Origin of the sequence: Paenibacillus sp. FSL H7-0942 (assembly GCF_045040715.1) — a bacterium.
Classification (GTDB): Bacteria; Bacillota; Bacilli; order Paenibacillales; family Paenibacillaceae; genus Paenibacillus; species Paenibacillus amylolyticus.
The window spans coordinates 4,249,282-4,272,744 of sequence record NZ_CP150279.1; the positions used below are offsets into that span (position 1 = coordinate 4,249,282).

General features: G+C 46.1%; 16 protein-coding genes. 3 read left to right on the forward strand and 13 right to left on the reverse strand.

Annotated elements, in window-relative coordinates:
* Positions 1-126: 126 nt before the first annotated feature.
* The 13 genes from MHI48_RS18830 to MHI48_RS18890 form a co-directional block, all read right to left on the reverse strand.
* Positions 127-1,149: an NAD(P)/FAD-dependent oxidoreductase gene (locus MHI48_RS18830; RefSeq protein ID WP_405141436.1), complete on the reverse strand. Its 1,023-nt coding sequence runs from the start codon at positions 1,147-1,149 to the stop codon at positions 127-129.
* A 62-nt stretch (positions 1,150-1,211) separates the two neighbouring features.
* The gene (locus MHI48_RS18835; RefSeq protein WP_405141438.1) at positions 1,212-2,201 is read right to left on the reverse strand and encodes an ABC transporter substrate-binding protein; all 990 of its coding nucleotides are present in this window, start codon (positions 2,199-2,201) and stop codon (positions 1,212-1,214) included.
* A 131-nt stretch (positions 2,202-2,332) separates the two neighbouring features.
* Complete coding sequence (locus tag MHI48_RS18840) at positions 2,333-3,835, reverse strand: AraC family transcriptional regulator (protein WP_405141440.1); 1,503 nt, start codon at positions 3,833-3,835, stop codon at positions 2,333-2,335.
* 348 nt (positions 3,836-4,183) lie between these two features.
* Positions 4,184-6,034 carry an ABC transporter ATP-binding protein gene (locus tag MHI48_RS18845; RefSeq protein ID WP_036613270.1) on the reverse strand — a complete coding sequence of 617 codons (1,851 nt, stop codon included), beginning with the start codon at positions 6,032-6,034 and terminating at the stop codon, positions 4,184-4,186.
* Complete coding sequence (locus tag MHI48_RS18850) at positions 6,031-7,803, reverse strand: ABC transporter ATP-binding protein (RefSeq protein ID WP_074095596.1); 1,773 nt, start codon at positions 7,801-7,803, stop codon at positions 6,031-6,033. The genes MHI48_RS18845 and MHI48_RS18850 overlap by 4 nt, the downstream gene beginning before the upstream one ends.
* A 324-nt stretch (positions 7,804-8,127) precedes the next feature.
* Positions 8,128-10,152 carry a dynamin family protein gene (locus MHI48_RS18855; RefSeq protein ID WP_405141443.1) on the reverse strand — a complete coding sequence of 675 codons (2,025 nt, stop codon included), beginning with the start codon at positions 10,150-10,152 and terminating at the stop codon, positions 8,128-8,130.
* Positions 10,153-10,172: 20 nt separating this feature from the next.
* Complete coding sequence (locus MHI48_RS18860) at positions 10,173-11,813, reverse strand: dynamin family protein (RefSeq protein WP_405141445.1); 1,641 nt, start codon at positions 11,811-11,813, stop codon at positions 10,173-10,175.
* A gap of 308 nt (positions 11,814-12,121) precedes the next feature.
* Positions 12,122-12,394 carry a hypothetical protein gene (locus MHI48_RS18865; RefSeq protein WP_017687779.1) on the reverse strand — a complete coding sequence of 91 codons (273 nt, stop codon included), beginning with the start codon at positions 12,392-12,394 and terminating at the stop codon, positions 12,122-12,124.
* 23 nt (positions 12,395-12,417) lie between these two features.
* Positions 12,418-13,113: an endonuclease III gene (nth, locus tag MHI48_RS18870; protein WP_036607558.1), complete on the reverse strand. Its 696-nt coding sequence runs from the start codon at positions 13,111-13,113 to the stop codon at positions 12,418-12,420.
* Positions 13,114-13,276: 163 nt separating this feature from the next.
* On the reverse strand, positions 13,277-16,015 hold the full coding sequence (locus MHI48_RS18875) for an S-layer homology domain-containing protein (RefSeq protein WP_076328429.1): 2,739 nt from the start codon (positions 16,013-16,015) through the stop codon (positions 13,277-13,279).
* Between the two features lie 72 nt (positions 16,016-16,087).
* Positions 16,088-16,765, reverse strand: a complete 678-nt coding sequence (locus tag MHI48_RS18880; protein WP_076250035.1) for a GerMN domain-containing protein — start codon at positions 16,763-16,765, stop codon at positions 16,088-16,090.
* Positions 16,766-16,800: 35 nt separating this feature from the next.
* Positions 16,801-18,210 (reverse strand): N-acetylmuramoyl-L-alanine amidase family protein, encoded by a 1,410-nt coding sequence (locus MHI48_RS18885; protein WP_076250034.1) that lies wholly within the window; start codon positions 18,208-18,210, stop codon positions 16,801-16,803.
* Between the two features lie 258 nt (positions 18,211-18,468).
* Complete coding sequence (locus MHI48_RS18890) at positions 18,469-19,875, reverse strand: N-acetylmuramoyl-L-alanine amidase family protein (RefSeq protein WP_076328428.1); 1,407 nt, start codon at positions 19,873-19,875, stop codon at positions 18,469-18,471.
* 276 nt (positions 19,876-20,151) lie between these two features.
* Between MHI48_RS18890 and MHI48_RS18895 the strand changes: the two genes are divergently transcribed.
* Genes MHI48_RS18895 through MHI48_RS18905 form a run of 3 tightly spaced genes read left to right on the forward strand, consistent with a single transcriptional unit; the run spans position 20,152 to position 23,432 of the window.
* A complete protein-coding gene (locus MHI48_RS18895; RefSeq protein WP_036607568.1) occupies positions 20,152-20,826 on the forward strand; it encodes a response regulator transcription factor in 675 nt (224 codons plus the stop codon).
* Entirely contained in the window at positions 20,823-21,908 is a 1,086-nt protein-coding gene (locus tag MHI48_RS18900) for an ATP-binding protein (protein WP_405141449.1), read from the forward strand. The genes MHI48_RS18895 and MHI48_RS18900 overlap by 4 nt, the downstream gene beginning before the upstream one ends.
* Before the next feature lie 51 nt (positions 21,909-21,959).
* A complete protein-coding gene (locus tag MHI48_RS18905; protein ID WP_076328426.1) occupies positions 21,960-23,432 on the forward strand; it encodes a serine hydrolase in 1,473 nt (490 codons plus the stop codon).
* The last annotated feature ends 31 nt before the right edge of the window (positions 23,433-23,463 follow it).

Genomic DNA, 23,463 nt, shown 5'->3' on the forward strand with positions numbered 1-23,463 from the left:
CGATCAAATTTTACAATTACTGCTCACAGATTCGATACTCCTTCCATTCCTCCCAAAATTAAGGAAATGTTAAAAGAGCAGATTTTAATACTCCAACGAATCGAAATACGCAAACAAATCCCAAGTTTAAAGACTTGGGATTTGTCGATTTTTTTCTCTGAAGATTTCATTATGGGAAGAAACATAGGCCATTTTGGGTGCGTCTGGCGTCATATATTGTTTCGCACTATTTACAGCTAAAATCGCATCGTTGAAGGCTCCGGCAATAAGTCTGACTTTGCTATCGTGAGTTGCACAATCCCCTGCAGCAAAAATACCCGGGAGGTTCGTATTCGCATGTTGGCTCATTAGAACCATTCCATCGTCCATTTCTAAGCCACAACTGGCAAGATCACTTAAATTGCTTTTATATCCATGACTAACTACGACTTCATCCACATCTAACAATACATTTTCCTGACTCTCCATATGCGTAATTACAACCTGATGGATACGTTCACCATGATTATGAAGCCGTGTGATGCTATATGGTGTTCTGACATCCGTTACATTGTTCATCTCGCTAACATTGCGTTCCATTGCACGAAACTCATTTTTTCGGTGGACGACCACTACGCTCCGTGCAAGTTGAGCAAGTTCAATTGCCCAATCTACTGCACTGTTGCCTCCTCCTGAAATGAGCACACGCTTCCCGGAAAAATGTTCTGGATTTTGCACGGTGTAATGAAGATTCTCATGCTCATATTGAATCGGCTCCTGAAGCTCCAATTTCTGAATTTCTGCGATACCGCGGCCTACTGCGACAATGATTGTACGCGTATAGTGTATGTCGCCTTCAGCAGTATACAGAGCCAAAATATCGTTGTCCAGTCGAGCGAACCGATCTACTATGCAATTCAATTCAACCGTTGGATTAAAGGTATTCGCCTGCTGAACCAGATACTCAATCAACTTTGAACACTTCATTGGTGGCAGGCCACCCACATCCCAAATAGTTTTTTCGGAATAGGTATGCAGAAAACCACCAAGTTGGTCTTTGCCGTCAATGATCTTAACTCTCATATCACGCATCCCGGCATAAAAGGCCGCATATAATCCTGCCGGTCCGCCTCCAATGATGGTTACATCATAGATATCTTCTTCATTCATTTTGGACACATCCTGTTATTTAGTAGTGAATTTAGAGATATGTGTAACATGAACCGTTTGCCTTATTTATTTTTCTCTTCAAAAACAGCTACAATGTCATCAATAACATACTGATCAGCCAGTGGAGACATCCCCAGATTGAGCCATTCTTTACCACCAACCATGTACACATGATCATTTTTGACTGCTTTCAGATTTTTCCATAGTGAAGTTGCCAACATCTCTTCAAATTTCTTCTTAATTTCAGGATTCTTATCGTCATCCAGTTGAACGATCAAGTGATCTGCATCGTATTCAGGCAACACTTCCATGGATACGGACATGGCAACTTGATCTTTCGGGAAATTCGGGAGCGGATTCATACCCAGACGCTTGTGCACGAAGTTTCCACGGTCAAGGTTCTCCCCGTGAAGGACGATTTCTTTTTCCATGACTCGAATATAGAGAACTGTTTCTTCTCCGATCATCTCGTTTAATTTGTCGGCTGCAACTTTTTCCTTCGCTACCAAATCTTCAATAACCTTTTCTGCCTGTTCTTCTTTGTCCAGAATTTTGGCAATATCACGCAATTCGTCCCGCCAATCATCACGTTGTGGAAGAAGTACAGTCGGTGCAATCAGAGAAAGCTGATCATAATCCTTTTCGGACCACCAGTCAGGAGCTATAATCAAATCAGGCATTGTCTCCATAACCGCTTCAAAATTCGGCGTTCGTGCGATGCCCATTTTCATGGTATTCGCGAATGGCTCTTCCAAATAAGAAGGATGATCCTCGTGATAGTTCTGCACAGCAACAGGTACGATGCCAAGTGCATACAAAAACTCCGGATATACAAGGGACAGACCCACTACTCTTTGTGGTTCTACCGGGATTTCAATTTCTCCCATCTTTGTCGTCACTTTTTTTACCTGACTTGTTTCTGTTGTGGATGTATTGGCAGAACCAGTCTTCTGACCTTCGCTCGTGGCCTCATCTTTCCCCGCTGTACCGCAAGCCGCAATAATGAGCACCAACATAATGGTGCATAGTACCGTTAACCATCTGAATCTCATTCTTTATGTACCCCCTATATGGCATTTAGTTATGACAACGTCTAATTAATAATAATTATCATTATCATTTGATATAGGAGTAAGTATATTAAAATATGTTCAGGTATGATATTGACTATTCAGACTTTTTGCTATGGACGATCTTGCCATAACTTTAATATTTCATCCAACATAAGCTCATGAGTAAACGCAGTGTAGTCCAGCAGGACGCTCGACAAAAGCATATCCATTCTGCCATTCTGTACCGCTAACAACTCAAGCCATTCTTCAGACTTACGTACAGCAGACCATGTCTGCCTGGATGTCTCATCATCACCCACAATCAATAATATTCTTTCCACGTTGAGAACAGATAACTCCTTAATGGTTACTGTGCCCCGTTCCCAATAAGTCTCAACTCCTTCGGGACCCTCCATTTGCATATCAACGTAAAAAACGGAAGCAATGCTCCTTGGGCCTAACATCTGCAACGCTTCACCATAAACTTTGAGTACAACTAATCTGTCTTTTCGTATGAAATCCTCAAGCTGATCCTTTATGGTCGTTGCCTTCTCTTCATATCTTTGAAGCCACACCTCTGCAATATCAGACCTGTCCAAAAAGCTTGCAACATATCTCAAATGTTCTCTCCAATCGCCTTTTCCCCAAGGGAGGTCACACACAGGAGCAATGGATTGAAGCTGACTTTGCAAATCCTCAGACTCCGTCCCAATCGTAATAATATAATCAGGTTTAACTAATCGAAGCTGTTCCAGCCAAGTGGTCTCACTCTCTGCGAGTGGCATAACTTTGTCCGTTTCATATTTACGTCGGTAATAGTATGTCCATGGATGACTTGCCGGCGCGGCACAGGGAATGATCTGCAATGCAAGCAGTATACCAATGCTCACAGAATGAACTGCAGCAATTTTTTGTTTGCTATTACGTATAAACGCTGCTGGTGGAATGCCAGAGATTTGCTTGAATTTACGCCGGAAATACGTCTCATCCTGATAACCCACGTACGATGCCACATCCTTGAGTCGATAACTGTGATCATTTCTCATTAAGATCTGGGCTTGTTTAATTCGGTATAGCGTTAGATAGTCCACTGGACTGTAACCATACCTTTTCTTGAATAAACGCATGAAATGTCGAGGGCTCATTCGTGCCACATTTGCTAATTCCTCAATGGTTAATCTCTTCGAATAATTCTGCTCCATGTAGCCTTTGACATGTTCAATTGGTGAAGCCAGGTCCGTCTTTTCGGTAAAGGCCACGTCGTAAAACATGGTATACAACAGTTCCTGAAAACGAATCTGACCATAGTACCTTTGCAAACCATCCTTCTTCAACGTGTGGTGGTAAATCATCTGACAGATCACGCCAACAGCAACGGGTGAAGATGAGCTGACCTCGCCATTTACTTCATTACGTAAAAGTTGCTTCATCATTTCAAGGGCTGTTCCACCCTCCTGCTCCAGTGCGTACATGACATCAAAACTCATGTGATACACGCCTCTTTCATCCAACGAATGCACATTTGCCTCAACCAGTTGCCCCGGGAAGCCTACATACAGTCCGCCCGCCTTCAATTCGATGAAACTGCCATCTATCTTTAACCACCCTTGCCCACTGGCTACAAATAATAACATGTATGTTTCAATGAAGTGTTTCCTCAGAAGCCACTCCGTCGCAGGATCACTTGTATAATTCACGTGAAGGAGCCTAAAATTCATATGATCCAGGTGATCCAAATGCTTTGAATTTATTTCGTTGTTGTCCATCTGCATTGATCTCCCTCCAGCCATGAACGATTGTATTGATTTCATTCTTCAAAAATATAACATACCACACTAACGAATAAAAAAAACACTCCGGCTATCCTCCAACCTGTCTTCAATGAATAAGATGCGCTTATTATTGAAAGATCAGGCTATAGAACGCCAGAGTGTTATAAGTTCATATGTGTTCAGACGCTTCACAGGCGTCCGAAGGTTTCATCACAAAAATCTGTATTGAGCTTCAATTAATCCATTATACACGCCTTGTTTTTGGATAAGCTGCTCATGGTTACCCTCTTCTTTAATTTCACCATGATCCAGGACGATAATGTTATCTGCATTCCGGATGGTTGAGAGACGGTGAGCGACCATAAAGGACGTTCTTCCCTGCAACAGCACCTTCAACGCTTCCTGGATTTTAAGCTCTGTCTCCGTGTCAATACTGGCTGTAGCTTCATCCAGGATCAGTATGCGTGGATCAGCAAGCAGCGCACGGGCAAAGGATAACAGTTGTCGCTGTCCCATGGATAATACGTTCCCGCGTTCCTCTACTTCAGTATCATATCCGCCAGGCAGCTTCATGATGAACTCATGTGCATTGACTGCTTTGGCTGCGTCCTCCACCTCTTCATTCGTTGCGTCCAGTCGTCCAAATCGAATATTGTCACGAATCGTACCCGAGAAGATGAAGGTATCCTGTAATACAATGCTGATCTGGCTGCGTAAACTCTCTACCGTTACATCCCGCACATCCTGTCCGTCAATGGTGAGACGTCCGCCGGATATATCATAGAAACGACTGATCAGATTGATGATCGTACTTTTACCTGAGCCCGTATGACCAACAAGTGCAATCGATTGTCCCGCAGCCGCTGAGAAGCTGATCCCTTTTAGCGCCTGTCTGCCCTTCTCGTATTCGAACACCACATTTTCGAATGCGATATCTCCTTTAATAGAAGGAAGTGGCTTGGCACCTGGTTTATCCGCAATACTTGGTTTTTCATCCATGAATTCGAAGATACGCTCCGATGATGCCATTGCAACCAGCAACTGATTGTACATCTGTCCCAGACGGTTGATTGGGTCCCAGAAGTTGCCGACATAGTTGGCAAAAGCGACAAGTAATCCCACGGTCAACTGACCTTCCTGAATCAGGTAAGCACCAAACCAGAAAAGGATTAACGTACCGAATCCGCCGGTAATCTCAATCAGCGGTCCAAAGCCCTGGTTCATCGCTGATGCTCTATCCCATGACTTTTTGCTGGACAGGTTCATGTTGTCAAAATATTTCATGTTCTCTTTTTCCTGTGTGTAAGCCTGAGTCACTCGAATCCCCTGAATGGATTCATTCAAGTGGGAGTTTATCCGAGAGTTCTTCATGCGCACATCCTGCCAAGCCCGACGGATCAGCACCCGCAGTTTGGTCGAGATGATAAACATGATTGGCACCGTAATGATCACGGCAAGACCCAGTTTCCAGTTAATCAACAGCAAGATCACAATGATCCCGAGCAACTGTACGCAGTCGATCATGACGTTAACTGCACCGTTAGTGAATAGATCCTGAAGGGAGTTAATATCATTCGTAACACGTACCAGTACGGAACCTGCCGGTCTTTTGTCAAAGAAGTTAAAGGACAGCTTCTGGATATGCTTGAACAGATCCGAGCGAAGGTCATAAATAACACGCTGTCCGATAATGTTTGTCAATTTGATCCGGTACGTATTGGCAGCCCACTGGATGAGATACAACACAAATATGGAGCCTGCAATAAGATAAAGCATAGTCATGCTTGGCAACCCCGTTGCCGGTGCGATGGCACGGTCAATCGCCAGACTGATCAGAAAAGGTACGGACAATTTTGTAATGGTACCCAAGATCATCATTAGAATAACGAGTGGTAACAGTTGTTTCGCATAAGGTTTCATGTATGCAAATAAACGTCCAAATTCTTTCCAGTTAAACGGTTTTTCAATAATTTCATCATCCTGATACACAAATCGTTCATTCAGTTTCTTCTCAGAGGCCACTTTTGCCTCGCGCCTGTCTGCTATCGTTTCGGCACTCATGAATTCACCTGCTCCCCAGCCTCCCGCTTACCGCGGGCAATATAATCTGCATATTGAATTTTATAAACATCCTGATATGGTCCAGGCACTTCAATGAGTTCGGTATGTTTGCCACGTTGTACCACGCGGCCTTCATCGAGCACCAGAATCTCATCTGCATGTCGTAGTGAAGATATCCGGTGTGCAATAATAAATGTCGTTCTGCCGCGCATAACTTCCTGGAAACCGGACTGAATCTCGTGTTCTGTCTCCATGTCCACGGCGCTGGTTGCATCATCAAGTACCAGAATTTTTGGATTTTTCAGCAAAGCCCTTGCAATCGCAATCCGCTGTTTCTGTCCACCCGATAATCCCATGCCGCGCTCACCAACCACCGTGTCATATCCGTCCGGGAACTCCATAATGAAGTCATGAGCCTTGGCCAGCTTCGCTGCACGGATGATCTCATCCATGGTGACGTTCTTAAGCCCGTAGGAAATATTATTGCGAATGCTGGATGAGAACAGGAATGTTTCCTGGAAAACAGAAGCGATCTGACTCCGCAAACTGCGAATACCTATGTCTTTAATGTTTTTGCCATCTAGCTTGATCGTTCCCGAGTTGACGTTATAGGCACGCATCAGAAGCTGAATGATGGTCGATTTACCTGACCCTGTTCCCCCGAGGAAACCGATTACAGAACCGGGTGCAGCGTCAAAATTAATATCGGTTACTGCTGGCATTTTGTTGCCGTAGGCAAAGGTAACGGATTCAAATGTCACATGGCCGTTCACTTGGTCTGCCTCCACAATGACCGGATCTTGCGTTTCTTCCACGTCCACTGGCGTATTGAGCAGTTCGAGCACCCGTTCACCTGAAGCTTTGGATTGCGTATAGTTGTTGATATGGAACCCAAGGTTCCACATTGGACCGATTATGTACCAGATCAAACTGAAAAAGGCAACGAGTTCACCGAGTGTCAGCGTCTTCTGTATAACCATTCTTCCACCGATCACCAGCAACAGCACGATACTCACCGAAGCAAGAATCTCCATGATCGGAAAATAGCGACTCCACAATGTTGCGGCATGAATCTGATTTGTTTTGTAACGCTCATTACGTATGGAGAATTTCTCCACTTCATAAGGCTCACGTGCAAAGGATTTTACCGTACGTACGCCAGTAATATTCTCCTGTACCGCTGTTGTCAGTGAACTGAGCGCCAGCCGCATCTCCTGAAACGCAGGGTGAATTTTGGATTCGAATCTCAGCGCAACGAAGGCAAGTAATGGGATGCATATGAGCGTGAACAACGTAAGCTGCCAACTCATGGTCATCATCATGATTGCGCCAAATACGACCATGAAAACCATGTTAAGAATCTGGGCGAAACCAAATCCGATAAAGTTACGGATGGCTTCCAAATCTCCCGTGAGGCGGGACATCAGATCACCTGTCTTGGCCGTATCATAATAACGGAAGGATAAAAATTGAAGCTTTTCGTAACATGCATTACGAAGTCTGTACGCCAGGAAGTTACCCAAGCGTCCTCCATAAAAACCGTGTAAAAACTGCATTCCCGCTTTCAAAATAACTACACCTAACACAGTCAAGGCAATTATGGGAACGTCTTCAAAAGTTCGCGGAACAATGATGTCATCAATCAGTATCCTCAGCATGTACGGATACACCAACCCAAGTGCGGTCGCTAAGGCGAGGAACAAGATTGATACAAATAAATACGTTCGCTTTTCCCAAAAAAAGGTTTGCAGTTGCCTAAGAACATCCATGTTTCTCCTCCTCTTATGTCGTTCAAAAATACTATGAACATTTATGAAGTTTATCACCGTACCCCATTCGCGGCAAAGCGAATAACAGACCATATTCTGCCTGCTTTCAGCTTATTGACGCATTAACGAAGGTAAATACCCACCTTTCAATCAAATGTTTGAATATTCTCTTTATTTCAGGTTGTTCGTACCAAAAAAAGGCTCCCTATATGCCTTTTCGGCAGGGGCCCTTTTGGGTTGATTTTCGCAACATTTTCAATGTGTTGCTGTATCATTCATTTTGTTTTACAAAGACTTCCAGAGAATACGCGTTATGCCGTGATTTTAACTGCGTTCAATCTGTTCCAGTTGGTTAGACAAGCTGGTCCATTGCTCCGCCGGAATTCCGCTCTCCAGTGTATCTTGAATTCCACTTACCGCCTCGTCCAGACGTTCTTCCAACTGACGGGATTGGTGTTGCAAGGATTGACAAATCTGGTTGTCATAAAACTGAATCAGTTTGTCTTGCGCAGCAGGAAGAACTTCAATGATCATCTGTTTGAGGACAGGATCAAGTGCCTCCTGTAATCGCTGACGTCCATCTCCTTCGAAAAACTGTTTCGGATTGCGGAAATAATTCAAATAGCTTTTCCATCCAGACGGTTCTTCCAGACGAACTTCTTCAAGCACAGGTGTACTCCAGCGTTCGTTCAGTGGCAGTGACACATCCACGCCCCCTGATAACTGCCTCACCTCATCTATACATTCCGTAACTTGCTTCATCAGCCAGGTCTGACCCGCCTGTTCAAGTCTGAGGGTGGTAGCAAGCAGTTCCTGCTCCAGTTCAATGGCAATCATACGTAACAGTTCACGTCCACAGGCTGCAAAAGCCATCTTCAGATTGCCCCGATCCTCCCGAAGTACGGATGGATGGAATGCTTCTGCCATGAATAGACCAAGGCGATAGGCAAGCCGCTGCCGCACATGGAAGAGTAATTCTGCTGTTTCCTGTGACAGTTCTTCCTTCATGGATCTTGCTGCAAGTTGCTGTATGCGCTGACGTGACTGTCCCTGAATAGTCCCTAGTTCATCCCGCCGCTGCTGCAATACTTCTTCACCCTGAGCCGCATCCTCTGCACGATTCTTCAGCCGCTGAATCACACGTGCCATCTCTTCGGAAGCTCCACCTACAGCAAGATCGGCTAATTCTCTGCCTGCAAATTGGTTGAACTCTTCCTCAAAACAGTTAAAACCAGATTGCTCAAGCAGCTTCGAATCCCCTTCCATCTTGCCTTCCATCGCCAGTATGCTGGATACCGGGAAGAGTCGTGGTGCCCGAATTCCATTACTGCGCAGTTGGGTACTCACATGATCGAGAACCTGCTCCAGTTCTTCCTCAGAGGAAGACAAGTCACTGGCATTCACAACAAAGAACATCTGATCCATGGCAGAACTATCTTTAACACGTCCCAACTGATTCAGGAACTGTCGATCTCCTTGTGAGAAAGCATGGTTGTAATACGTTACAAAAATGAGTGCATCCGCATTCTTCATATAATTGAAGGTTACACCCGTATGACGAGCATTCACGGAGTCCGCTCCTGGTGTGTCTACCAGTACAATGCCTTGTTCAGTCACATCGCAACTGTAATAGAGATCGATACTGTCTACAAAACAGGACTTCTTCTCGTTTGCGACAAAGTTACGATAACCGTCCAGATCCACCAGCACATCCTGACCTAACTGGTCCGCTGTTTCTTCCCAACCGGCTGCAGCTGCCTGCAAAAAGCTGTAATGCGGGCGCCCCGCCGGATGCACATCCTGTGGCGAGAGGGAACGTACTCGCTTCTGCCACTCCGCTCCAGGCTCACCCAGTCCGAGCAATCGGAAGGAATAGCCGAGGTCTTCCTGGAAGGCGTCCCGGGTCTTCATCCGGACCCGGGCTGTTCCATGCTCCGCGCCCCCGGCAGGAGCCATGATTCGGTTAATCGCCGCTGTTGTTGGATGCGGCGAGACGGGTAGTACAGCTTCGCCCAGCAACGCGTTGGCGAAGGAGGATTTGCCGGCGCTGAATGCTCCGAACAGCGCCAAAGTGAACGTGCCGCCCGCAAGCGAAGCCGCGCGTGCACGCAGATCCCGTACCGCCGACCCCATGGCGGGGTACGGCTCTACCAGCGCAGCAGCGGCTTCGAGCCGTGCCGCTGCTGCGTCCAGGCGTCGGCGGCGTTCAGCGCCAGCCGCCGACGATGGCCCAGGCACCGCCGCCGCGACTGCGCGCTGCGCTGGCGGTGCCTCTGGCGTCTGTGGCTGCGCAGCCACAGACGTTGACGTGCCCGCATGCGAACCGGGAGCTTCGCCCGGTTCAGGCACCGCGGGCACGTGCGGGCCCTTCACCTCCGGCAATAGCCCGGAGGGGAGGGGGCCGCATCGGGCAGCAGGCTGCGCAGCCCTGCAGCCTCTGCGGCGGCGCTGCGCTGGAGCGCCGTGTAGCGCGCCGCCGCCGCGGATTGCGCCAGCAGCGCTGCGCGGCTGGCGTCCAGAGCCTGGAGCGCGGCTTCGCCTCGCGCGCCCAACGCCTCCAGCATGCGGTCGGCCAGCATCATGGCCGACCTGCGATAGCGGGCCTCAATCTCGCCCCGCACATCTTTACTGAACTGAATCACATACTCTGGAGATACCTCTGCACTCGCACTGCGTTTCATCTCCAGCAGTGCCTCATCTACAGCAGGCAGTTCCGTATTGAGCGACTGCTCCCACTCCGCTCCCCATAGCTGATGGGATTCACCCAGCTGTCTAAGCATTGTACGAATATGTACCTCAACTTGTCCGGAAGCCTGATCCTGTAACAGTCTGACCAGCTCAGAAGCACGGCGTTGTTTCTCCTGCTCGGTTTTGCCACCTGAGAACAATAAACCTACCCTGAAACCTGGTTTGCGGCTCTCCAAATAGGCAGCAGCCGACGTACGAATATCCGCAGGAGTAAGATTTGCATTTGCCAGAAGAGGTTCAAGCTCTGCCCGGAATTTCTCACGCACTCGCGCAGGCCCGGTACGAATGTCTGCTGCTTGTTGATCAAGAAGCTCCAGCTCTCGTTCCAAGCGTTCAATTCCTTCCTTGCCACCAATCTCATCCAGCAGGGAATTCTCTTCGTCTTCACGTTTCTCGGCTTCTCTCGTCAAGTGTTGCTCCGTTACATGACTGGCCGAACTTGCCAAACTGTGCGTAATTAACGCTTCCTTCTCTTGCATCATGTGTCCAATGAGTTCCGGAAGCACATCCCACTGGTTGTAGCGATGCTGCTTGTCGCGGAGGGAAGTAAACAACAGTCCGTCATATCTGACTTCCCAGGCCGCAAATATAGCTTCGACACCTTCGGTATATTGGTCAAAAGAGAGCTCACGCTCCCGATGCTTGTCGATCTGGTTCACGATCAAAAACAACGGTTTGCCCCAATCCGACAGACTCTTGGCAAATGAAAGGTTGGTCTCGGACTGGACATGGTTATAGTCCATGACATAGAACACCACATCCGCCAGATGGAGCGCTGAATGGGTTGCGAGACTATGTCCGCGATCTGTTGAATCCACACCTGGTGTATCCAGCAGGACAGCATCATCTTTCAGCAGAGGAATATCATCCCATACCTCAATTGAGCTATAAGCTCCACCATTTTTGCAATACGCCTCCAATTCCTCTGGAGAAACTTCAAGTGTTCCTGTTCCATTGTCAGCGCTTACGTTTGGAGTAGTATAAATAAGCGCTCTTGGCTTACCATTACGTATGGATACCACATTTGCACTTGTTGGCACGGGACTTGAAGGCAGCACCCGCTTACCGCATAAACTGTTGATGAGACTCGATTTGCCTGCAGAGAAATGACCACAGAACGCAATCGTCAGATGTTTCATTTCCGCCTTGCTGATTAAATCCGTTATAGCCTGTACAGCTGTATGGTCCCCTGTCTGCTCCATCGCTTCACGCAGCGGAAGCAGAGGTTTGGCCATTTCTTTTGGGTAATCTGTTCTGGACATGACTGGCCTTCCCCCTGGCTCCTCTAATTTGACATCCGTTTCGACGTCTATCTCTTTTACAACATTTATTTTAACATTATCAAGTTTGAATTTGAACGGTTGGAATTGAATATACATAAATGGACGTATAAGTTCTATAATCTAAAAAAAATAAAACCGAACAAGTCGGTTTTATCTGTAATACGTTTTATACACGGTATTTAGCAAATGCTTACGCCAAGTGTCTGTTGCATGAATGCGATGTGATCACCTTAACCACAACGATCCTCATGACATTAATACAACAGAAACAATAGTGTAATCACTTCTTATGAAACTGCGTTCTCCATGGAAGGCAGCAAGATTTCAAATACTTGTCCATGTTGCAGAATTGTAATGTCTCTGCCTTTGTCTCTCATAACAACAACTTCGGGTTTAACGGACATACGCTCCAGATAATGTTCAGGCACGTCGCCAGAGTGGCTTACTGTGATGCCTTCTACTTCTTTTTCTTCATTTTCAGCCATTTCCTGTTCAACGATTTGTTCAAAGATATCGGAGAAGGCCTCAAAATTGTCAGTGTACACGGAAATGCATTTCATGATTATTCATCCTTTTCTGCTCATTAATTTATTTTTCGTTTTCGGGTGGTGACACGTTCCTTATCTTTCCTGATTTGGGACGTTTTCATACGTTTTTTCCCTTCCCTGCATATGTCCAGCAATGGACAGATATGACACGCAGGGTTCTGTGCCTTGCAATGGTAGCGTCCAAAAAATATAAACCGGTGGTGAGTTAAAGTCCACTCGTCCCGGGGTACGCGCTTCATTAGTTTCTTTTCGACTTCAAGTACGGAGTCATCCCAACCTGCAAGCGCCAGCCGCTTGGATACACGTTCAACATGAGTATCTACCGCAATTGCCGGTACTCCAAACGCATTGGAAACAACTACATTCGCGGTTTTCCGCCCGACACCTGGTAGCGTCACAAGCTGATCATGTTCCTGCGGTACATCACCGCCATACTGCTCTATTAAAATTCGGCACATGTTCTGAATATGCTTGGCCTTGTTCCGGTACAAACCGATTCGCCGAATATCCTGTTCCAACTCTTCGAGAGGAACTGCCAGATAATCTGCTGGGCTTCTGTACTTCTGGAACAGATCTGCGGTTACCTTGTTCACCGTTTCATCGGTGCACTGGGCAGACAAAAGGACAGCTACCGTCAATTCAAATGCATTGCTGTGATTTAATTCGCAATGTGCATCAGGAAACATTGCTTCCATAGTTTCGAGTATATGTCTAACCGTCGCTGCATTCATGAAGAGCTACCTCCCACAAAATGACTCCACTCTGCGGAGCCTTACTTCGAAGCTTCATCCGAGTACTTTGCGGGGACCTCAAAAAGCTTGCAAAAAAAACGTCTTGATGCGGGAAAGATCCCGTATCAAGACGGTCATTCTTTTGATCCTCGAAAAGAAACGATTACTGTTTTTGAATCTCCAGAATAACATTGTTCAGAAGATACAATACAATATTATCATTATCTCTGAGAGATTGCACGCTTAAAGTATTGTCACCCTGGTGAACAAATACACTTGATCCGAGTGCAAAACGATAGTTTGTGTCTGCTGTCGTTTCCCGTTTAACCAAAATCTGGTTACCAACGCCATCATAAGACCAGAATTGTTTGCTCATGACAGTTAGTACTCTGAAACGTGTGGAATTATCCGTATCTTTTGTCATTTCCACACGATCTCCGACCGTAAGACTCGTCAGTGAAGTTAATGTGGAGCCAGATTTTACGACTTTAACCGAACCGCTAACAGGCACGGTTTCAGTCTGGCCGTTAAACTGTTTGAGCGTTACAGATGAAGCATCCACCGCTGTAACTTCAGCCAGCGTACGCTTCACGACTTGAACCGCTTTTGGCGTAGCTCCTTCAAACGTTACATTAATCAGGTTGCCTGCTGTCAGTTGTGAAGGCGTGATCGTCTGACCACTCTCTCCTGTCAGTACGGCTTGATCCACGTAGAACTGACTTGTCAACAGATCGGATTTTACTCGAATACGACTATTTGCTTCCAAGGCAACCACTTCGAATTGAGCCACAGTGTTCAGTGCAACCTTCTGCACTACATCCTGATTTGCTCCAAGCGTTACGGTCACTTTGTCACCAATCTTCAAATCTCCCAGACTTGCGCCCGATTTGTTATAGATCTCAACCGTAGGTGCGGTAGTATAAGGCACTGTAATCGTCTGATTACCAGACAACAAACTGATTTTCTTGCCAGAAGTATCAATGTTGTTGATCGTACCTTCATACTTGTAAATCACTTTAACGGACAACGCACGTGTTCCCACATAGGTCAGATCCAATTTGCGACCATCATTCAAAATCGACTCCAGACCAGCGAGTGTAGGTTTGGTCGTATTGTAGTCCAGTTTGGTTTTTTCGTCCAATGTAAATACAAACGGTTTTTTGTTGTTGTCCAGTACGGTAAGTACCTTTGTTTTGCTGTTGTAAGATACAACCGTTACTCCGTTCATAGGTTCCATTTGACGTCCAATCACCTGAATACGTGTTACCTGATCGTCAGAGTTCAATGACAACTCCACCTGATCCCCGTTCGTTGCATCCGTGATGAGATCATTTAGCGTCGCATCCTGAATACCATTAATAATAACTTCCGGCTTTTCAGTCAGCAGTTTCGCCTCAAGGGAACCCCCTTCACGTTTGAACGTTAACGTGGACTGGTTGCCACCGATCTCAACCAATGTTCCGCGCACAGATTGCTCCACACCTTGAGACAATGTGATAGTTTGCAAAACACTGTCCTTTACGGTGTATTTCACGGCACTGCCGGCTTTGAGATCAGCCACTGACATGATACGGTTTTGATATGTGATAAGCAGATTGTCATTGTACGCAAACTGTTCTGTAGCACCCGCTGCATTGACAAGTTTGATCGTTTTGCCAGAAGTGGATACTTCAGCAATTACGCCATTGTCACTCTTGTTAACAATGCCGGATTTCACACGAATAGCAACTGTTTTTTTGTCAGTCGAGAACGTCTCACGCTGTACTTCGATGATGCTATCTGCCGTAATATCGGACAGTTTGATTGCATTACCATTCTGATCGATGAATGCAGTTGCCTCATCATAACTGTACGTTTCGTAATTCTCGCCCACAAAGATACCAATTTTATTACCAGACAATGAACGTGCAAATGTACCTTCAACACTTTCCACCTGCGGTGTAGCATCAACAACTTCCACATAGGAAGCCCCACCTGCAGAACCTACAACCATAACTTTTGTATACAGCTTCACATCTGTGGCGGAAGCACGAGTCTCACTGTCTTTCGTAAAGTAAGGCGTACTGCTGTTCACTGTGAAGTTAACGGCTTTGCCGTCCACAACCAGCGTGATCTGCCCATCTTTCAATCCTGTCACATAACCCGTGGTTGTGTTCGGGTACGTTGTATCCGTTAATGATTCACCACGACTGAAGAAGGTAGCCAGTTGAGCACGGGTTACGGAACCAGTTGGATTGAATTTGTTGCCTTCCACACCTTTGGCCAGATCCAAGCTAACAGCCAGATTGACATAACCTTTACCACTTTCGGAAATACTTGCATTATCAGCAAATCCGGTAGATTGATTGTTTTGTGCCTTCGCTTCAGCATCCTTATCCAATGAACGGATTAACAATTTTGTAATCCATTCCCGTGAAGCCGGCTTTTGACCCCAGGAGGTCTTGGATACATCCACCGTTGATTCTTCCGTTTTGTCAATCAGTCCCAGTTGAAGTGCCAGCGCGACATATGGCTTGAAATAATTTCCCACTTCCATGTTTGTCGGTAATGCCGCAGCCGTGTCGGTATTCAACTGGCCCTCTTGATTCATAAAACGGATTGCCATTGTTACAGCTTCTTGCTGTGTTACCGCGTCTCCTGGACGGAACAGGCCGTTGTTACCGAGAAGAATACCTTGATATGCCAGTTTGTACACATGTTTCTCAGCCCAGTATCCGACCTTGATGTCACTGAACAAACCAGTTGGTGCAGCCGTATTTGTTATTGCAGCAGTCTGACCCTGCCCCGTTTCTGTTGATTCTGCTGCCATGGCAGCTCCGCCGGCGCTAAGGGCCATCATGCCTGCAAGCACGGCTGATACTACTTTTTTAGAGTGTGATGTATGGTTATATTTAAAAGTCACCTATGATTCCCCTCTCTCATGTAAAACGACCCATATTCCGTGGATTCCCGGTACAACAGCATGCTGTACAGCCTATTCGGATCTTGTCATTGGATGTTCAAGATCCACATGGCCCATCAGACTCTCCGTCTGCTGACCATCCACCAGTAAATCAAGTGATTTTACTTCATCAAACTGGAAGAACGTTTGTTTTAGAGCATCCAGTGCATAAGACTCTCCACCTGCTCCAAGACGTGCCGTATCTGGCATATGAATATCCAGCGTAAGAGCTCCATCCTTGAACTGAACAGACTTCAATTCAATTTCTTTAGACCACAGCGGAACCAGTTTAGCGTCTTTGCTCTGTTGCAGTGATTCAAAGGCCGCTTTATATTTGGCATCATCCGATGCGTATGAAATCTCTGCCGAAGCTTTGTGCAACTCCAGTTCTTCTTCATCCGTATAGAATACAGTGATCGTTTTCTTTTCATTACTTTCGGAAGTTGCCGGCTTCTCCGTAGACGTTTCGCTTGGCGGAGTAGTTGTAGTCTCTTCCTCCGAACTGCCTTCCGTCGATTCTGTAGGTGTTGTATTCTCTTCAGGCTCAGCAGTTACCGGTTCAGTAATTGTTTCGCCTTCAACCTCGGTTACATTGTTTTCAGTTCCTGCGCCTTGCGTCTGATTCGGAGCAGCTGTTGGCTTGCTTCCACATCCAGCAGCAACTGCCATAACCGTTACCAGCAAGGCTGCAATCCATATTTTCTTGTTCATTCTAACTCCGCCTCCTCAACATAAGGGCTTGTCCCTTATTTAATTCCCAGATACTCCTTGATTCCTGCAACAATCCCTTTGGCAACACTGTTCTGGAAACTCTCAGTGAACAGGGCTGCTTCGTCGCTCTTATTGCTAAGGAATCCACCTTCCAGCAAAACTGCTGGCATTGTCGTTTCACGGGTCACATGGAGACTTGCCGTTTTCACTCCACGATCTTTTAGTCCGGAAGACTGTAAAAGATACTTGTGCATCACTGTAGCAAGTGCTTTGCTGTTGGAGCGTGTATAGAATGTCTCTACACCGTTCGCAGCAGTAGGGCCACTGTTAGCATGAATGGAGATGAAAATATCCGCTTTTATGTCTTGTGCAATCTTCACACGTTCTTTCAATGCCAAAAATGTATCATCGCTGCGCGTTAACACAACGTCAATTTTGGATTCTTTTTTCAACAAGGCTTCCACTTTCAGAGCCATTGCCAGATTGAAGTCTTTTTCACGTTTACCAGTTACACCGATTGCCCCAGGATCCTGATCTCCGTGACCTGCATCGATAACGACAACTTTTTTTCCATTATTACCAACTGGAGGGGCAGGTGTACCACTTTGATTGTCGAGGTTAATCATAACCAGTCCGGAATCATTTTGCACACTGTACCCTTTTGAACTGGACAAATCGATTACAAAACGAATTGTAGATGGACTGTTGCTGTATAACGAGTAACGAATCTTCGACACATCCGGATAGCCGCTAACGACGAGTTGTCCATTCTGGTTGCTGTCTAGAGCCTGTCCTTCACTGAACGAATCAGCAAATGCGGTATTCGGCAAGTCTATAACGATTCGATCTGGTCCTGTCATCGTGAAGACGTTCGGCTTCGTACTTCCGCTTGTTGCAATCATGAAGCGGTTGTCGCTGAAGCTGATGCCGTTCACCAGTACAAGACCTTCTTGATCCGATCCTCCGCCTTCATTGCCAGAGTTCGGAGGTGTGGTTGTCCCGTTTCCGGAACCTGAATTCTGGGTAACTAATGTTACCGTCTTCGTGGTATTGTTCCAACCCACCTTAAGACCCATTTCCTCACCAATAAATCGGAGAGGTACGAGCGTAGTACCATTTTTCACGAGTGGCGGGGCATCCAAGTTTACGTTACTGCCGTTCACCGTTGCCGTCTTCTGTCCAACAATCATCTGCATGGCAGTGTTGTCTTTGCTAATAGTCACTGTTTGAGTTTGCTGCTTCCACTCCACGCTATATCCAAGATTTTCGGACACAACCCGGATCGGAACCATCACCTTGCTGTTGATAATTTCCGCTTTTGTATCCGATGGCTGTACGATTTCTTTTCCGTCTAGGATAATTTTCGTGTCTGTTGCTGCGTGACTATAGCCCGGGAATACGAGCCCAAAGACAAATAACAGTACCAAAAAACCGAACTTCTTCATCCTTCACCCCTACCATTCTCATATTTTTTTGCCGCATGTTGTCATTTTCCAACTCCGACTGACCGTTTGGGCATTACCAGACACCTATTAGACGCCCCTCGCTCTCAAAAGTTGCGAATATATTCCAACATAACAGAAAAAAAACGTTGTCAGATCAAGCTTTTTTTACATTTTAATGTCTTGTTTTTTCCTTATTTATTAAATATACATCTCTAAACAACGTAATACCCTAACCTTCATATTTGCGCACAATTCAATTTACAGTCCCAAAAATTCAACAATTCCGTCCACAATCGCCTGTGCACATTTGTCTTGGTATTCTTCCGTGAGCATGACTGCTTCATCTGTAGGGTTACTTAAAAAACCAAGTTCAAGTAACACAGCAGGCATGGTTGTTTCACGCGTCACATGCAGACTAGCCGTTTTAACCCCACGATCCTTGAGTCCTGTTACCGGTAACACATATTTGTGAAGAGTGTCAGCCAAAGTTTTGCTTTCTTTACGACTGTAGAGCGTTTCAATGCCGTTTGGTACCGGTGTAGTGAATTTGTTTCCATGAATGGATACAAAAACATCTGCCTGATTCAATTCAGCAATATCCACACGCTGTTTGAGCGAAAGTTCTGTATCATCCTGGCGTGTAATGACCGTTTGAATATTTGGGTATTTTTGAAGGGTTGCCTGTACCTTCAGTCCTACAGCCAGATTGAAATCCTTCTCATAAGCTCCTGACAAACTCACTGCACCCGATTGACGACCACCATGTCCCGGATCAATGACCACAATCGTTTTGCCATCATTGGTAGGTACTGCCGGTTGGCTTGTCGGTTCTCCACTCGTGGCTGTCAGGTCAACGAGCAAGACATCGTTATCTCCAACAGACCATTTGGCTGTAGCCGTCTGATTCATATCCAGAACGACACGCACGGTAGAAGGCGATTTACTGAACATGGCATACCGAACTTTGGAAACTATGGATGAATCCGTAACGAGAATCTGTCCACTCCCATCCGGGTTAGAGGCTTGTCCCTGAATGAATTCCTCAGAAAATGTCGCTGAAGGCAGATCAACAATAATTCGGTCTGGCCCACCAATACTGGATACTTTGGGGCTAATATTACCGTTTGTTGCTACAATCAAGCGATCTCCGCTGAAGCTGATGCCTTGAAGCTCTGTCAAACCATCCGGGACAGGTGCCTCGACGGGGTCACTGTCACCTTCCGTTTCAACTACGGGAGGAATACTAAATAGGCTTACTGTCTTGGTTCCATTGTCCCAGCCAACACGCAGACCCATGCCTTCCCCAACAAAGCGTAACGGAACAAGCGTAGTTCCCTGTTTGATCAGTGGGGGCGAATCCAAGTTCACCACGTTTCCATTCACTGTAGCTGCATCTTTGCCAGCTGTCATTTGAATCATGCTGTTTCCTTTTTGAACCTGGACTGACTGAGTTTCCTTCTCCCACTTCACCTTATAACCCAGGTTCTCGGATACAATTCGAATTGGAACCATGACCGTTTTCCCAATATTCTCTGCAGGTGCACCCGTCTGCTGGTTAATGGTTACACCGTCGAGTACAATCGAGGGCGTGGTGTCTGCATGGGCCATGATTGGGAATAAACATAGGAACAGAAGAAAAACGACTGCTGCCGACCATTTTTTCATACCTCATCCACCATTCTTTTTGTCTTTTGAACATCCGACCTGATTCTCTGCAGCGTAACATCAATGACAATATGTAACCTTCCATAATCTACTAATCAGTTTATCAGATATTGTCTGATCATCCGGTTACAACGTTGTCATATTTAGTCGGAAACTGAGTAGCAAAAAGGTTACTTCCTCCATTCGTCCAGTACCCGAAATTATATGAAAATTACATTTCTCATCCATTTTTGCTATGCTGAGTTCAAATACTTGAATACAGGAGACTGAGCCTTGATGCCTAAAATACTGATCGTGGACGATGAAGCAGATCTTCGAAAGCTACTGACTGATTATTTTGAAATTAACGGTTATTCCGTGATGACGGCCAAGGACAGCCGTGAAGCGCTGCGGAAAGTGGAAAAACAACCCGATCTCGTTTTGTTAGATATCAACATGCCTGAACAGAACGGCCTTCAATTATGTGAAAAAATTCGCGACTTTGTCTCTTGCCCGATCTTATTCTTAACGGCTCGAATCGAAGATGCTGATAAAATAGCGGGATTTCGTGCCGGAGGCGATGACTATATCCTGAAACCTTTCAGCATTCGCGAGTTGGGCGCCAGGGTCGAAGCACATATACGCAGGGAACAACGAATCCAAACTAAATCTTCGGTAAGGTTTAACAATGAATTGGTCATTGATTATACGGCCAGAGAGCTCTACTACCTGGATAAACGAATTTCACTGCCCAAAAAAGAGTTTGATATTGTCGAATTGCTGTCCACGCATCCTGATATGGTGTTTGGAAAGGAACGCATATACGAAAAGATTTGGGGCATGGACGAGCAAGGTGACAGTAATGTCATCGCAGAGCATATCCGGCGAATTCGCTACAAATTAAAGGAATACGGCTGTGATAATCAAATCGAGACCGTTTGGGGAGTAGGGTACAAATGGCCAAGTTCATGACTAGACTCCTGTTTTTAAAGCGATTGTCCTTGCTACAATCTTTTATGCTGTTGTGTGTGGTCACACTCATTGCCGTGCTTGCCGTTATAACTTTGGAGTTTGCTTGGGCGGAGAACCTGCGGCTGCGTTTCGGAGAAACGGATTGGGTGATGCCCTCCCTCGTCACGGCGGTTCTGCTCACCGTAGCGACTGGTATTGTCACCATGGCCGTTCTATTTTACAGATGGAAGCTAAAACGTCCGCTGGAGCTATTAAAACGAGCATCCAAGAACATTTCGGCCAACGATCTAGACTTCCGCATTTCCTATGACAGCCAGGATGAGATGGGCGAGCTGATCGCGCTATTTGAAAACATGCGCTCACAATTGGAAAAAAACCTTAAGACACTTTGGCGTTCGGTTGAAGAGCGCAAGCAGATCAATGCTATTTTTGCCCATGATCTGAGAACACCCCTGTCCGTGTTAAAAGGAAACGCCGAGCTTCTCTCCACCTATCTTCCTGAGAAGAAGTTGTCAGAAGAAAAGGTGCTGGACTTGATCCATACTATGAACCTTCACATCTTGCGTCTGGAGAGTTATGCAGAGGCCATGAACTCCATTCAGAGGCTGGAGGATGTGCCGTTGAACATCCAATCGATGGATACGATTTCATTGACGGCTTTGCTGGATGGCAGCGCTGAACAAATCGCGAAACAGTTCGGTATACGTTTCGTCTCATCCGTGGAATATGATAATCCCTCAGTACATGTAGATCCCTATCTCGTCATGCAGATTTTCGAGAATATAGTGGCTAATGGGGCGAGATACGCAGCCAGTCAAGTGAACGTCCATTATGACGTTCAGGGAGGCATTATGAAGATTACCGTCTCAGAGGACGGTACTGGTTTCTCTGACGAAGCCCTGAGTAAGGCTATACTCCCTTTTTACCGAGGCGAAGTATGGGATGCGAGCGAACATCGCGGGCTGGGCCTTTACGTTTGCAAGGTGTTTTGCGAAAAACATGAAGGTAGTCTTCAGATTGCAAACGGTCCTAACGGAGGTGGAAGCGTCACGGCAAGTATTCGGACCCAAGTTGATAAATAGTTGAAAATGATCTGATAACATCTCCTTATCTTGAATTCAAGGAGTGTTATCATGCTAAAACTGAAAAAAAGAATGTATATCACAATTAGCTGTTTGTTGTTATGTACCGCGTGGGCGTCCCCCTTATCCGCCGATGAAGCCAGAAACAGGACAGAAGTGCTGCAGGAGATCGACGAATATATGAATCGGAGCATGAAGGCCAATTACATTAAGGCTGCTTCACTGGCGATTGCCAATAACGATGAGGTCTTTTACGCAAAAGGCTACGGGACATTGGCGGACGGCCAGAAGGTTACGGGCAACACCCCTTTTCCCATTGCTTCACTAAGCAAGTCCTTTACTGCATTAGCCGTTCTGCAGCTGGTGGACAAGGGTCAGATCGACTTGGATGCGACTTACGCTTCCTATTTTCCAGAGCTTTCTCCACAGGACCCCCACGTTCTTGATATCACGGTCCGTCATTTACTGAATCAGACGAGTGGTCTCAATGACAAGATTAATCCCGATATGACAAAGACTCCGCAATTCCAATCACTGGCTGAAGCGAACCAATTATTAAACATGGTTCAACTTGCCCATATCCCCGGAACAGCCTACAGCTATCATAATCCCAATTACGTGCTGCTGGCGAACCTCGTGGAAAGTGTTAGCGGAGAGCGCTTTTCGGATTATCTGAAAAAACATATTTTTGAACCGTTAGGAATGAATCATACCTTCAGTGTCAATACAACGCAGCAATTCTATGAGAATAATACTATCCCGCTAGGACATTACCTGAGCTTGGGACGCGCTATAAGTCAATCCGAAACGCTTTGGTTCATTGAGGGCCCCGCCGGCATCGTTTCAACCGCAGAGGACATGTCCCTATGGATGCTTTCCCAATATAATGGCCGCCTCGTTTCCCCTGTGCTGATGAAACAATATCATGCCTCAGGAGCGATCGGTCCGTACGGCATGGGCTGGCTTGCAAACCAAGATGCGTCTAACGGCCAAACGATCTCCCACAGCGGCATTTTCTGGACCTACAAGTCCGAAGAACAGGTTTATTTGAACGAGCAAATGGGCATTGCCGTAATGTTTAATTCTGGTATAAACGCTTATGTGAATTACTCGGCATTTATTGATGGAATAGCGGATATTATGAGGGGGCAGGAACCCCAAACCTCTTTTGTAAACGGTCGGAATATGGAAATGATCATGATTGCGCTGATCATCGCTACGCTTGCATGGGGCATCCACGGCTATTCTCGCATACGTCGGAGCAACCAACGCCTAACGATCAGAAAATTGATTCTGATCACGGTCGGAAGACTGATCCCAGTTCTAATTCTCTTATCTCTGTCCCACCTGGTTACGTTTATCGGCGGAGGACGTGTGCTGCCTTGGTTTGGCATCTGGACTACCCTATCAACTCCAATCATATGGCTTATGGTATGGTCACTTGTGAATTTCGTGCATTTGGCTTGTTATATCTATGTCTATTTTCAAAATACAAAAAACGACCCTTTGGAGTTACCTCAATAATCGATTTTTAGGTTCTCTATTTAGTCAGCTG